This window comes from Bartonella japonica (assembly GCF_040545385.1).
Taxonomy (GTDB): Bacteria; Pseudomonadota; Alphaproteobacteria; order Rhizobiales; family Rhizobiaceae; genus Bartonella; species Bartonella japonica.
This window is the reverse complement of record NZ_JBEPLT010000006.1, coordinates 85,446-99,634: the sequence shown is the minus strand read 5'-3', so window position 1 is coordinate 99,634 and position 14,189 is coordinate 85,446. Positions and strand designations below refer to the sequence as shown.

Sequence of the window (14,189 nt, the reverse complement as noted above, 5' to 3'; positions counted from 1 at the left end):
TGCAGTTTATTTTGGAGGTGGAGCTGGCTATAATAATGGTCTCTGGACAGCGCCAGAATTCCAAATTACTCAATTTAAGGCTGATGGAACAGTAGATAAGAAACAAAGCTATGATAATGTTGCGGATGCATTTAAAGGCATTAATGACAATATGACAAATATGAATGATCGTATTAATGAGGTTGAAGAAAAAGTTAATTCGGGTACGCCTAATGGTGATGGTTTAAATTGGAATTCTTCGGAAGGAGCGTATGATGCTCGTCATGATGGTGAAGAGAGTAAGATTACGCATGTAGCGGATGGTAAGATAGAATCAGGCTCAAAGGATGTTGTGAATGGAGGACAGCTTTGGGAGACGAATGAGAGGGTTACCGATGTTGAGAATAAGATAAAGGATTTAGAATTATCTTCTCCAGATGGAGCTGTTAGTTATGACAAGGATGCTAATGGGGACAAGACGAATACAATCACTTTGAAAGGTGGCAGTGAAAGCGATCCTGTATTGATAGAGAATGTAGCGGATGGAAAGATTGAAGAAGGTTCTAAGCAAGCGATTAATGGTGGTCAGTTACATGCCTACACGAAAGAGCAGATGGATATTGTTCTTGATGATGCGAAGAAGTACACGGATAACGCCATTGAGGGTGTTCTTGATAATGCTAAGTTTTACACAGATCTGAAGTTTGAAGCGTTAAATTATGCAGTTGAGGATGTCCGTAAGGAGGCAAGACAGGCAGCAGCTATTGGTTTAGCGGTAGCTAATTTGAGTTATGATGATACTCCTGGAAAATTAAGTCTTTCATTTGGTAGTGGTCTATGGCGTAGTCAGTCTGCATTTGCTATTGGTGCTGGTTATAGATCTGAAGATGGAAATATCTTCTCTAATATATCTGCAACGAGTGCTGGCGGTCACTTTGGTATAGGTGCTGGATTTAGAATAACGCTGAATTGATGATAGAAAATAAATCTTTTAATAAAAGCTTCTTTCGCCCTTATTTGATAAGGGCGAAAGTTTTACAGATAAAATAGTATTTCATAGAGATTAGTGTAGTCTCTAACCCCACTATAAACTTAGAAATATGCTACAGTTTTTTTTGTAAAAAAGTACGCCAAGATCAATAATGCTGTGTTTTTCTAAAGATTTCTAAAAAGGCTGTTTTTTGTTATTTTATTTGAGGCCTTATAAAAGTATGAAAGGTATACATGCAAGACTCATTTCGGTTGAAAGAAACATAGTAGTAAAAAGTCAAACGGGGGAGAAAAAGTGCGCTTTAAATCAATTATACCTGAAAAAAATACATTTATAACATCAGTTACTTTTAGCAGAAGGACATTATAACTGAAAGAAACAGAAGTGGAAAATTCCCTTATATTATGAAAGTAACTCTCTTTGTTTTTTAAGAAGGATGTTTTTTCTCAAAGAAATATTACCACTATATTGAAAATATTCTACTTTTAACTTTTAAAACTTTTGTTAAACAATTTAAGACTTATTAAATGGAGCATTTTCAATATATAAGACAATAGAAAACAACCAACTCTTAAACTTATAAATTAACCGTAAACAGTATCTGTTTTCTATTAGCAATTTAATGTATTTTCGTATCTAGATTTCATGATAATAAAAAGCGTACTTACTGCAGATACAAAAAATACAATGCTAATATTTTCAAGAAAGATTAATTTAAATTCTGAATTTATTGAGACTTAAGATAATGTTCACTCTTCGTGAAAATTTAAATTACTGAAGATAGTTCTTGACGATGCGAAGTAATATTACTGATGATTACCTTAATGGCATTGTAAAAATGGTATTGATGAAGCAAAATCCTACACAGATATGAAGTTTGAAACATTGAATTATGCTTTAAGAATATCCAAAAGGAAGCAAGACAAGCAGAGTCTATTAGTTTGGCGGTGGCTAATTTGAGTTATGATGAAACCCCTTGAAAGTGAAGTTTTTCATTTGGTATTGGTATATAGCGTAGTTAATCCGCATTTGCTATTGGTGCTGGTTATATATTTGAAGATGGAAATATCTGCTCTAATATATCTGCGATGAATGCTGGAGGTTACTTTAGTGTAAGTGCTGGAATTACTATGAGGTTGCGATGATAATAAAAAAAACTGATATTATTATAAAAAAACAAAGTCTTTTAATAAGTATCTTATTCATCCTTACTTTAATAGGTAAGGGTGAGAGTCTGGCTGGGCAAGACGATAGTGTTTATACGATACATCCGCCACAATTATCTATTCCCAAGGGAGAACCCGGTGAAACGCGTCGAATTATTATGCAATTTTATAATTGGACTTTAATTTGTGATGAGAAACAGGATAAAAAACAGAAACTTAAGCAAGGCGTCTGTAATGTGACGCAGAGTGTTCATGATCAGGAGGATAATAATATTTTCAGTTGGTCTCTTGTTTCTACGAAAAACGGTCAAGCAGTAATGCTTTTTCGAACATTGCCAAATGCTGATACAAATGTTCCTATTCAAATGTTTTTGGAAGGTGTTCAAAAGCCTCTCCTGATTCATTATACGCAATGTAATGAAACGATCTGTTTGGCACAGTTATCTGTAGGACCCGTTTTAAATAAACAAATAGAACAGAACAAAGAAGTACGTATTTCCTATAAGGTTAAAGAAGGAAAGATATTTTCTTTTACAGCGCCATTTAAAGGATTGAGTGCGGCAATTTATTCTTTACAAAGATAGACTGTATAGAGTGCTTTGCGTGGAAATTTTCCATAATTGTTTGTGTTATATTTCAGATTCAGTTGCATATTTAGATTTAAATGAAGAGTCATGAGTAAGAAGTTCTGAATGACATAATTATCGGAATGATTGCTTCAGGATATGATGCATTTTATAAATAAAAAAATCATAGAAAACGGTTATAGATAAAAAATTAGATGAGAATTTTGTAAAGCTTATAGAGTGAATTACGTTTGTTACTAACAGCAAAAAATCATAAGAAATAGCTAGTTTGAAAAAGATTACAGCAAAGAGAAATAAAGCCTTATTGAACAAGAGGGGTGATAATACATTTCTGTAAAAGCTTCTTACAAATTTTTAAAGTAATTTTATTTGTCATCAATAACTTCAAATTGAGATATTATAGCAATTTTATGTTAGTTTATATATAAGATCTTAGTTTTTACTGCAAAGTAATAATTACAATACTGTTATCTCATGAATGCAAATTAAAGATGATAGTTTTCAATGAGTTAGAAGTATAAATGTATCATTTTGCAATGAGATATACCATATGAATTACAGTAAGAGTAGCTAGTAAGTTACAAAAGTGAATGCAAATGTAAACAATTAATTTATAATTTCAAGTTCATAAAGAGAGGTGTGATTTTATAGAAACAGTCAAAAAACTATCAAAAAAACTGAATGATAAGAGTGTAGTAAATTTTTATGATAGAAAAATAGGGAATGTTTGCTTGATAATTGTAATTTAATGCCACATTGTTACTTTAGTTTTAGTAACAAACATAAAGAATTCTCGTGTTTTTTATTCGGGAAAATGCTTAAAGGATAAGAAAAATGGCTCCGTTAAGTTGTTGTTCAGAAGAGACAAAGCGAGGAAGAATCTTTGATATTAGAGCAGAGAAATTACGTGCTCGTAGCAACAATCAAAATAATCGTTCTGCATTATTAAAGACAGAGAGGTGCTCTCTTTCTATTGAAATAAAGAAAAAACAAAAAAAAAGACGGTTGAAACAGAAGTCACAGCTCATTCAATTAGATACAGCTTTTGAATTCCGTGATCGGACAACTGTAGGTGTTAAAAAAGCAAAAAAAAATAAAATACCTTTTCTTCCACGGTTATCTCAATCAAAGTTCCCGCCTCTTTATGCAGCACTTGATTTGGGAACGAACAGTTGTCGTCTTCTTATAGCATCTCCTAGTACACCTGGGTGTTTTCGAGTTGTTGATGCTTTTTCACGTATTATACGATTGGGAGAAGGCTTAGTAAATAACGGTTTTCTGAATACACAAGCTATGGATCGTGCAATTGAAGCATTAAAGATTTGTCATTCAAAGCTAAGACAAAGGCATATTAAGCGTTATCGCTTAGTTGCAACGGAAGCTTGCCGTTCATCGAAAAATAGTCAACATTTTATTCAACGCGTTTTGGATGAAACTGGTCTTGAATTGGAAATTGTTGATAAAAAAACAGAAGCGCGTTTTGCTGTTTCAGGATGTGGTACGCTTGTTGAACCGAATACTAATGCCATTGTACTTTTTGATATTGGAGGAGGGTCATCAGAAATTGTTTTGCTTGATGTTTCTAAGAAGCGTTCTTTACGTTTAACTGAACAAATTACGGCTTGGACTTCTCTTCCCGTTGGTGTTGTTACGCTTGCCGAACGTTTTGGGGGAGATAATATTAGTTTTGGTGATTTTGAAAAAATGAAAAACTATGTACGGAGCTTTTTAAATAATTTTTCAGGTCGTCATAAATTAGGTACTTTGGCTCGGGGTTCGAAGTTTCATCTTTTGGGAACTTCTGGAACAATTACGACTTTAGCAGGAATACACCTTAATTTAGAGCGTTATGATCGAAGACAAGTTGATGGCATTTGGATGAATGATGCAGACATTACTCTTCTGATGAAACGCTTATTGTCATGGGATATAAAAAAACGCGTAAATAACCCTTGTATTGGGCGAGGAAGAGCAGATTTAATTTTGGCGGGTTGTGCAATTTTAGATGTTATTCGAGAGTTTTGGCCAAGTCAACGATTAAGAGTTGCTGATCGTGGGTTAAAAGAAGGAATTTTGATAGATCTGATGTTACGCGATGGCGTATGGGAGCGATATAGAAAAGGAAAAATTTCAAGTGCTATAAGTTATTAGAGTACGGAGACAGTGAATAACGATGAAAAAAACGACAAAAACACCGACTGGCGGATATGGAGGTTCAGGATCGCACGAATTATATCAGCGTGTAAAGAAGAAAGCAGGAACCATTAAAGCGTCGTCACGCCGATGGTTAGAGAGGCATCTGAATGATCCATACGTTCATCAGTCGAAAATAGATGGTTATCGTTCGCGTTCAGCTTATAAGCTAATCGAAATGAATGAACGCTATAAATTCCTCAAAAAAGGTCAAAAGATCATTGATTTAGGAGCAGCACCAGGAGGGTGGTGTCAGGTTGCTGTAAGTATAGTAGGATCAAGTGATCAAAAGCCTAGCGTAGTTGGTATTGATTATTTGCATGTTGTCCCATTGTCTGGGGTTGTAATGCTGGAAATGGATTTCTTGCATGCAGACGCACCACAAAAATTAATTGATGCTTTAGGGACAAAACCGGATGTGGTTCTTTCTGATATGGCTGCGCCAACCACAGGTCACCGTCAGACGGATCATTTAAGAACAATTCATTTATGTGAAGTTGCTGCTGATTTTGCTCTTTCAGTTCTTAAGCCTGGGGGACATTTTTTAGCAAAGGCATTTCAAGGTGGGGCAGAAAATTCTCTTCTTACAACATTGAAACAGAATTTTAAAACGGTTCATCATGTTAAGCCGCCTGCAAGTAGATCAGAATCGGTGGAGCTTTATCTTCTAGCACTTGGATTTAAGAAAAAAACAGAAGTGCAATAAAGAGCTCTTTCTTTAAAGGTTTAAGTTCACTTATTTATAATGTAAAAGTATTCCCAAACGGTTTGCAATGATATTGTCAAGAATTTTTCTCATTATTAATTAATGAAAAACTAGTAAAATTAATACATTGCCTATAGAGGTAAAGAGATTGATTCCTCAGTGAGCACTTCCAATGAAATTTCTTGATCAAGCTAAAGTTTATATTCGTTCTGGTAATGGGGGAGCAGGTGCTGTATCATTCCGCCGTGAAAAATTTATTGAATTTGGAGGACCTGATGGAGGTAATGGAGGACGGGGGGGTGATGTTTGGGCTCTTGTTGTTGATGGGCTCAATACGCTGATCGATTATCGTTATCAGCAGCATTTTAGGGCAAAAACAGGGGGGCATGGTAAGGGACGCAATATGACTGGTGAAAAGGGTGATGATATCATCCTTAAGGTACCGGTTGGCACACAAATTTTTGAAGAGGATAATAAGACATTAATCTGTGATTTAACAGTCGTTGGGCAGCGTTATCGTCTTGCAAAAGGAGGGAATGGTGGTTTTGGAAATCTTCATTTTACTACATCTACGAATCGAGCTCCTCGCCGTGCAAATCCGGGATTGTCTGGAGAAGAGCGCACATTGTGGCTTCGTTTGAAATTAATTGCTGATGGCGGACTTATTGGTTTGCCAAATGCTGGAAAGTCAACTTTTTTAGCTTCCGTGACGGCTGCAAAACCAAAAATTGCAGATTATCCTTTTACCACTTTGCATCCTCATCTTGGTGTTGCACGCATTGATGCTCGTGAGTTTGTTTTGGCTGATATTCCAGGCTTAATTGAAGGGGCGCATGAAGGTGTAGGGATTGGGGATCGTTTTTTAGGGCATGTAGAACGCTGTCGCGTTTTACTTCATTTGATTTCTGCTCAAGAAGAAGATGTTGCAAAAGCATACCAAGTTGTCCGTCATGAATTAGGGGCATACGGAAATGATCTCAGTGATAAGACTGAAATTGTAGCTTTAAGTCAGATAGATACTCTCACTATTGAAGAGCGTAAAGCCAAACAAGAAATTTTGCAAAGAGTAACAGGGAAATCTGTTATGCTATTTTCTGCAGTCAGTCGTGAAGGTTTAGAAAATGTTCTACGTGCTGTTGCACATATTATTGAAAAGGCACGCAAAGAGGACGAGGGTGACGAATATCAGGGTTAATGAAGATGGCAGTCGGATTACAAAAACTCACGCATTATAAACGTATTGTAGTCAAAGTTGGATCTGCACTTTTGGTTGATCCTCAGACAGGTTTGCGTTCTAAATGGCTTAACAGTTTGGTAAGTGATGTTGCTAAATTGCATCAAAGCGGTGTTGAGATTTTATTAGTATCTTCGGGTGCTATCGCTTTAGGAAGGACATTGTTACAGCTTCCCAAGAGAGCTTTGAAATTAGAAGAGAGTCAAGCATGTGCTGCTTTGGGGCAAATTGAATTAGCAAAGACATATGGTGATGCGCTTGCACAATATGGATTAAAAACGGGTCAAATTTTGCTCACTCTATTTGATACGGAAGAGCGACGACGTTATCTCAATGCACGTGCGACGATTAATGTGCTGTTACATTTTGGAGCGGTGCCTGTTATTAATGAAAATGATACCGTTGCAACAAGTGAAATTCGTTATGGTGATAACGATCGTTTAGCGGCACGGGTGGCAACCATGATGGGGGCAGATCTTTTAATTCTTCTATCAGATATTGATGGACTTTATACGAAGTCTCCTCATCGTGATCCAACGGCTGAATTTATTCCTTTTATTGCATCAATCACGAGTGATATTGAAAAAATGGCTGATGTTGCAGCTTCGGAATTTTCTCGTGGAGGAATGAAGACCAAGCTTGATGCTGGGAAAATAGCGAATTCCGCTGGAACGGCGATGATTATTGCTTCAGGTAAATGCATGAATCCTCTTGCGGCAATCGATAGGGGAGGGCGCAGAAGTTTTTTTGCTGCTAGTGAAAAGCCTGTCAATGCTTGGAAAACGTGGATTTCTGGTCATCTCGATCCTTCTGGTATTTTGATGATTGATCAAGGAGCTGTCAAGGCTCTTGGAGCTGGAAAATCATTATTGGCAGCAGGGATTGTAGCGGTTGAAGGAAAGTTTCATCGTGGAGATACCGTTGCAATTGTTGATGCAAATGGAGTTGAGATTGCTCGCGGACTTGTCAATTATGATAAGGATGAAGCTGTTCGCATTATAGGGTGTAAAAGCGAAGAAATTGCATCTATTCTTGGGTATGAAGCACGTTCTGCTATGGTGCATCGTAATGATATGGTTTTATGCAGCTTAACTGATTCTGCTTAAAAAGTTATCTTTGTTTATTGTTTTGATAGAATGAATGGTTTTATGGCTTTAAAAGAACAAATGAAGGATATGGGAAGAAAAGCGCGTTATGCCGCTACAGTATTGGCAGTTATGTCTTCTGAACAAAAGAACAAAGCATTAGAAATGATAGCCTTGAGTCTAGAGGATCAATCGGCTGAAATCTTACGGGCTAATTGTCAGGATTTAGAAAATGCTACGCGTAATAATTTGAAAGCTGCGATGATTGATCGACTCAAGTTGGATAAACAACGTTTGCGTGCAATTATAGACAGCGTCCGTCAAATTGCTTGTTTACCTGATCCTGTTGGACAAGTGATGAGTGAGTGGACGCGTCCCAATGGACTCCATATTAGCCGTGTCCGTACACCCCTTGGTGTTATTGGCATTATTTATGAAAGTCGACCAAATGTTACAATTGATGCAAGTGCTTTGTGCTTGAAGGCTGGAAATGCTGCAATTTTACGTGGTGGTTCGGACAGTTTTTATTCTGCATATGCGCTTCATTTTGCGTTGGTGAAGGGATTAGAAAAAGCGGGTTTTCCTCAAGATGCTGTTCAAATGGTTGGAACGATAGATCGCGCTGCTGTTGGAGAAATGCTTAAGGGATTGGATGGTATGATTGATGTTATTATACCTCGTGGTGGGAAAAGTCTTGTTGCGCGCGTTCAGTCTGATGCTCGCGTTCCGATTTTTGCACATTTGGAGGGACTCTGTCATATTTATATTGATCAATCGGCAAATTTAGAGATGGCGCGTGATATTGTCTTAAATGCCAAATTGCGGCGTACAGGTATATGTGGTGCTGTAGAGACTGTTCTCATTGACCGCCAAGCATTAAAAAGATTTCTTCCTATCTTAATGGCTTTACAGGAGAAGGGGTGTGAAATTCGTGCAACAGAAGATATTGTTTTTCTTATGCCAAATATCAAATTAGCTTCTGAAGAGGATTGGTCACATGAATATCTCGATGCAATTCTTTCTGTAAAAACGGTTGAGGGTATTGAAGGAGCTATTGCGCATGTTCAACGTTATTCATCAGGACATACAGAATCGATTATTGCTGAGGATATGAATGTGGTAAGAACGTTTTTTAGTCGTTTAGATTCAGCTATTTTGCTTCATAATGCGTCTACACAATTTGCTGATGGAGGTGAGTTTGGTTTTGGAGCAGAAATTGGTATTGCAACAGGAAAAATGCATGCGCGTGGTCCTATAGGTGTTGAACAGCTAACATCATTTCAGTATCACATTAGGGGAAATGGACAGGTTAGGCCTTGATGAAGCCATTTTTTCCATGGAAAGATCGTATGCCATATGTGGAAAAGTCCAATGTTGTGGGTCTTTTTGGTGGGTCTTTTAATCCTCCGCACGATGGTCACCTTCTTGTTGCAAAGATTGCCATTCAGCGTTTACGTCTTGATCAGCTATGGTGGATGGTAACACCTGGAAACCCTTTAAAAGACCATACGAATCTTCCATCTTTAGATGAGAGAATGCGATTAAGTTTTGAGCTTATTGATCATCCAAAGATTCGCATAACGGGTTTCGAGCAGGCGTTAGGCAGTACAATGTCTGTCGATACGATTTCTTATATCCTTGCACATTGTCGTGGAGTGCGTTTTGTATGGGTTATAGGTGCAGATAGTCTTGCAACAATTCATCATTGGTTCCGATGGCATGATATTATATCTATGCTTCCTATTGCCGTTATTGACCGTCCTCTTGCGCAGGTGCCAGCGCTTTCTTCTCCTATGGCGCAAATTTACCGTGCTTTTCGTTTAGATGAAAGAGAAAGTATAAGGTTACCTTTTATGAAACCACCGGCTTGGACTTATTTGCATGGGGCTTTATCTTTTCAGTCTTCAACGGATCTTCGTTTAGAGGAGAATGATTTTTCTTGAATATTTTATAAGTTTCTGTTTCTCTTTTTATTTTATATTCTAAATGATAAGAAAGGGTATGAGTCTGAAAAATATTTTACAAAAACATTCTTATAATCTTGCATCTTCTACAGAAAAAAAAGTCTTTTCTGTAACGGATCATCTTAAAATTATTCTCGATAGTTTAGAAGATACAAAAGCAGAAGATATTGTCTCTATTGATATTCAGGTTAAATCATCTTTAGCTGATTATATGGTTATAGCTTCCGGACATTCACAGAGACATGTATCTGCTATTGCTGATCATTTACTATGTACTTTGAAAGACAACCGGTGTGGTAGAGCAAGTGTAGAAGGGCTTCCTGTGGGCGATTGGGTATTGATTGATACAGGTGATATTATCATTCATCTTTTTCGTCCGGAAATTCGTCTCTTTTACAATTTAGAAAAAATGTGGCTTACGCCGGATTTAAACAATACAAAGCCAGTTCTTTTTGGAGATCATTAATATGCAAATTTCTATTTTTGCTGTTGGTCGCATGAAGAAAGGGGCAGAGCATAAATTAGTTGATCATTATTTGGATCGTTTTTCTAAAAGTTCTGGCTCTGTTGGATTTTATTTTAAAACACTACAGGAAATATCAGAAAGTCGGGCTCAAACAGCATGTCAGCGCATGGAAGAAGAAGGAAAAAAGCTCATCGATTTTTTACCTGAAAAATGTCGGTTAATTGTTTTGGATGAGCGTGGAAGGTCGATTTCATCATTTGCTTTTGCTGAAAAGTTAGGATTTTATCGTGATGAAGGTGTCCGTGATCTTATCATTGCTTTGGGGGGGCCTGATGGTCATAATGACCGAGTAAGAAATCGCGCTGATTTTCTTTTGTCGTTTGGTTTTATGACGTGGCCGCATCAAATTGCGCGTATATTACTTACAGAACAACTTTATCGGGCAGTGATGATAGCAAGTCATCACCCCTATCATCGTTTTTGATATTTTTGTGTAAATTTTAGCACTTATTTAGGTAATTTGTTAATATTGTTTTAGTTGACACCATTTAAAGCATTTCTAGTTTATGCGATAATGCTGAATGGTTAAGCAAGTGAGAAAGCTTCTTCATAGAAAGATGCGATGTTTATATGAGGAATTTGTGCTATTTGTCGTGTTGTTCTTCAGTATAATTTTTTGCTTTTCAATATCGCATGCTGAAGATACAGTAAGTAGTACGGCAGAAGCACAAAAAGCGTTGGTAGAAATTCGCCAAAATATTTCTATCTCGCGTGAGCGCGTTGCTTTTCTTATGCGCCAAGTTGAGCGTTTAAAAAAAGATCAGCGTGTTTTGAGTGATGCACTTATAAAGGCAGCTAAAGAGGAGCGTGCAGTAGCAAATGATATTGTTGAGAGGGGAGAAAAACTAAAAAAAATGATAGAAAAGCGTGCACAAGTTCATCAAAATTTGAAAGATCGTCGCGCTGAGTTTGCGGAGGTTCTTGCCATTTTAGAACGCATGGGGTTAAATCCTCCTCCTGCTCTTATGGTGCGGCCTGAGGATGCATTGGCTTCTATACGCAGTTCTATTTTATTAGGGGCTGTTATTCCTCAGATGCAAGAAAAAACACATGCTTTAGCAAAAAGCTTAAAGGCATTGACAAATTTGAGCAATTCAATTGCTGCGGAATACAGGGCACTAAAGATTAAAATACAAAATCAAGCAGAGCAGAGAAAGCATTTAGAGCTTTTATTAGATCAGAAAGCTAAATTACAAAAAAAATCGGAAGAAGAACTTACAGAACAGAAACAAAAAAATAGTATTCTTGCTCAAAAAGTGCAATCGTTGGAAGAGTTAATTTTAGAACTTGATCGTCCATCAGAACAGAGTTCTGATGGATCAATACAGATGCAAAAAAATTTACAATTATTGAAAAAATCGCATTTTGAAAGTCAAAAAGGCTCTTTACTTTTTCCTGTTTTGGGGAAAAGAATTCAACATTCTCATAATGGTTCACACCTTATACGTTTTGGTGAAATGATTGAAACAGAAACAGAAGCTGTTATTATATCACCTGCTGATGCTCTGGTTGCTTTTGCTGGACCATTTCGTTCTTATGGGCAGATCATTATTCTCAATGTTGGAAATGGTTATCATATTATTCTCATTGGGATGTCGAGGATTAATGTGACTCAAGGGCAGTTTGTCCTTGCAGGTGAGCCTCTTGGTATGATGGGGATGCAATTTGTTGCGAATAGCATTGCATTGGATATAGGAAAAAGTGCTCCAATGCTTTACATTGAGTTTAGAAAGCAGGGGAAGCCTGTAAATCCAACTCCTTGGTGGCGGACTGAAAAAACAAAAAGGAACCAAAATGATTCGTAAAGTTATTCTTTTGGTCGCTGGGGTATTGCTCGGCGCCAGTTCAATGATTATGGTGCACTCTGTTGCTGCTAATAATGAAGGCGATGCGTATAAAGAGCTTGCCCTATTTGGCGATATCTTTGAGCGCATACGTATGCAATACGTGACGGTTCCAGATGATAGAAAGCTCATTGAAAATGCTGTCAATGGAATGCTTACATCACTTGATCCGCATTCTTCTTATATGAATGCTGAAGAAGCTAAGGAGATGAAAGATTCTACAAAGGGAGAGTTTGGAGGTCTTGGTATTGAGGTTACTATGGAGAAAGGCTTAATTAAAGTTGTTTCTCCTATGGATGATACACCTGCTTCAAAAGCAGGTATTTTGGCTGGGGATCTTATTTCAAAAATTGATGGTGTACAGACGAATGGTCATACATTGAACGAATCTGTTAGTAAGATGCGTGGCGCTCCTGGGACACCAATTATGTTAACAATTATTCGTTCTGGTGTTGATAAGCCACTCGAAATTAAAGTTGTTCGTGATATCATCAAGGTGAAGGCGGTGAAATATCGTGTTGACGGTGATATCGGTTACTTAAGAGTTATTCAGTTTTCTGAACAGACTTTTGGCAATCTTCAGGCTGCTATTAAAGATATTCAGTCTCAAATTCCTCAAGGTAAGTTGAAGGGATATGTTCTTGATTTACGGCTTAATCCTGGTGGTCTTTTAGATCAGGCAGTGAGTGTTTCGAGTGCTTTCCTGAATAAAGGTGAGATCGTATCGACCCGCGGGCGTAAAAAGAGTGACGTGACGAGATTTGATGCTAAACCAGGTGATATTATCAATGGAAAGCCTCTCATTGTGCTCATTAATGGTGGTTCTGCAAGCGCTTCTGAAATTGTTGCTGGTGCGCTACAAGATCATCGTCGTGCGACAATTTTAGGAACACAGTCTTTTGGGAAGGGATCTGTTCAAACAATTATCCCCTTGGGTGAAAATGGTGCTTTACGTTTAACGACAGCACTCTATTACACACCATCAGGTACTTCAATTCAAGGAACAGGGATTACGCCTGATATCCTTGTAGAGCAACCATTGCCTGATAAATATAAAGGTTATGATGTCAAGGTTGGTGAATCTGCATTGAAAGGGCATATTAAAGGTAAGCGGGAAAACAATAAAGGATCTGGTTCAGCAGCTTTTGTTCCGAAAGATCCTAAGGATGATGTTCAATTGAATAAGGCTTATAAGTTACTACGAGGTGAAACGGCAAATTCAGCATTTCCACCGGATCCCAATAAGGATATTCTAAAAAAGTAAAAAGGCGTGTGTGTAAAACTCATGCTTTTAAGGATAATTGAATGGACGATGCGGTGGTTAATTTGAAGGATCTTCCTTATCGGAAATGTGTTGGGATTGTTGTCTTTAATCATGACGGTAAAGTTTGGGTTGGGCGTCGTTTGATGACAAACATTCATGCCAATGCTGAAACTTCGCAGCGTTGGCAGCTCCCTCAAGGGGGAATCAATGAAAATGAAGAACCATTAGAGGCGGCTCGTCGTGAACTTTACGAAGAAACAGGTATCCGGTCTGTAAAGTTGATTAAGGAAACACAAGATTGGTTCCATTATGATTTTCCACAAGAATTTGTTGGGCATATGTTAAGCAGTAAATATCGTGGACAAATACAGAAATGGTTTGCTTTTCAGTTTACGGGAGATATTTCTGAAATTACTACTAATCCGCCGCCGGATGGTAATGAAGCAGAGTTTGATCAGTGGAAATGGGTTGATCTAGAAATACTTCCTTCGATTGTTATTTCTTTTAAAAAGCATGTTTATATGAAAGTTGTGAGTGAATTTCGAGGTAGCCTTAAACAATCATAAAGGCTATATAATTTATATAGAGGGCTCTTTTTCTATTTAAGATGCTTTGTATTATGTATAATTTAAAAGATAGTAAGCGTATTT

13 protein-coding genes are annotated in these 14,189 nt (G+C 37.4%); all 13 read left to right on the top strand.

The annotated features are described in order from the left end of the window. The coding region (locus tag ABID39_RS04155; protein ID WP_354186324.1) for a YadA-like family protein at window positions 1-952 on the top strand (952 nt) is incomplete at its 5' end. A gap of 1,159 nt (window positions 953-2,111) precedes the next feature. Beyond that, the gene (locus ABID39_RS04145) at window positions 2,112-2,720 is read left to right on the top strand and encodes an invasion associated locus B family protein (RefSeq protein ID WP_354186322.1); all 609 of its coding nucleotides are present in this window, start codon (window positions 2,112-2,114) and stop codon (window positions 2,718-2,720) included. An 837-nt stretch (window positions 2,721-3,557) separates the two neighbouring features. Beyond that, entirely contained in the window at window positions 3,558-4,874 is a 1,317-nt protein-coding gene (locus tag ABID39_RS04140; protein ID WP_354186320.1) for a Ppx/GppA phosphatase family protein, read from the top strand. Between the two features lie 22 nt (window positions 4,875-4,896). Further along, window positions 4,897-5,622: an RlmE family RNA methyltransferase gene (locus tag ABID39_RS04135; protein WP_354186318.1), complete on the top strand. Its 726-nt coding sequence runs from the start codon at window positions 4,897-4,899 to the stop codon at window positions 5,620-5,622. Window positions 5,623-5,794: 172 nt separating this feature from the next. Then, window positions 5,795-6,817, top strand: coding sequence for a GTPase ObgE (obgE, locus tag ABID39_RS04130; RefSeq protein WP_354186316.1), 1,023 nt, complete (start codon window positions 5,795-5,797; stop codon window positions 6,815-6,817). A 5-nt stretch (window positions 6,818-6,822) separates the two neighbouring features. Beyond that, window positions 6,823-7,962, top strand: coding sequence for a glutamate 5-kinase (gene proB / locus ABID39_RS04125; protein ID WP_354186314.1), 1,140 nt, complete (start codon window positions 6,823-6,825; stop codon window positions 7,960-7,962). Between the two features lie 42 nt (window positions 7,963-8,004). After that, window positions 8,005-9,261 (top strand): glutamate-5-semialdehyde dehydrogenase, encoded by a 1,257-nt coding sequence (locus tag ABID39_RS04120; protein ID WP_354186312.1) that lies wholly within the window; start codon window positions 8,005-8,007, stop codon window positions 9,259-9,261. A 29-nt stretch (window positions 9,262-9,290) separates the two neighbouring features. Then, a complete protein-coding gene (locus ABID39_RS04115; RefSeq protein WP_354186310.1) occupies window positions 9,291-9,884 on the top strand; it encodes a nicotinate-nucleotide adenylyltransferase in 594 nt (197 codons plus the stop codon). Window positions 9,885-9,927: 43 nt separating this feature from the next. Further along, complete coding sequence (rsfS, locus tag ABID39_RS04110) at window positions 9,928-10,371, top strand: ribosome silencing factor (RefSeq protein WP_354186308.1); 444 nt, start codon at window positions 9,928-9,930, stop codon at window positions 10,369-10,371. A gap of 1 nt (window position 10,372) precedes the next feature. After that, complete coding sequence (rlmH, locus tag ABID39_RS04105) at window positions 10,373-10,855, top strand: 23S rRNA (pseudouridine(1915)-N(3))-methyltransferase RlmH (protein WP_354186306.1); 483 nt, start codon at window positions 10,373-10,375, stop codon at window positions 10,853-10,855. Window positions 10,856-10,952: 97 nt separating this feature from the next. After that, window positions 10,953-12,236, top strand: a complete 1,284-nt coding sequence (locus ABID39_RS04100) for a murein hydrolase activator EnvC family protein (protein ID WP_354186304.1) — start codon at window positions 10,953-10,955, stop codon at window positions 12,234-12,236. Next, a complete protein-coding gene (locus ABID39_RS04095) occupies window positions 12,226-13,539 on the top strand; it encodes a S41 family peptidase (RefSeq protein WP_354186302.1) in 1,314 nt (437 codons plus the stop codon). Before ABID39_RS04100 ends, ABID39_RS04095 begins: the two co-directional genes overlap by 11 nt. A 41-nt stretch (window positions 13,540-13,580) precedes the next feature. After that, complete coding sequence (locus tag ABID39_RS04090) at window positions 13,581-14,105, top strand: RNA pyrophosphohydrolase (RefSeq protein WP_354186300.1); 525 nt, start codon at window positions 13,581-13,583, stop codon at window positions 14,103-14,105. Window positions 14,106-14,189 lie beyond the last annotated feature (84 nt).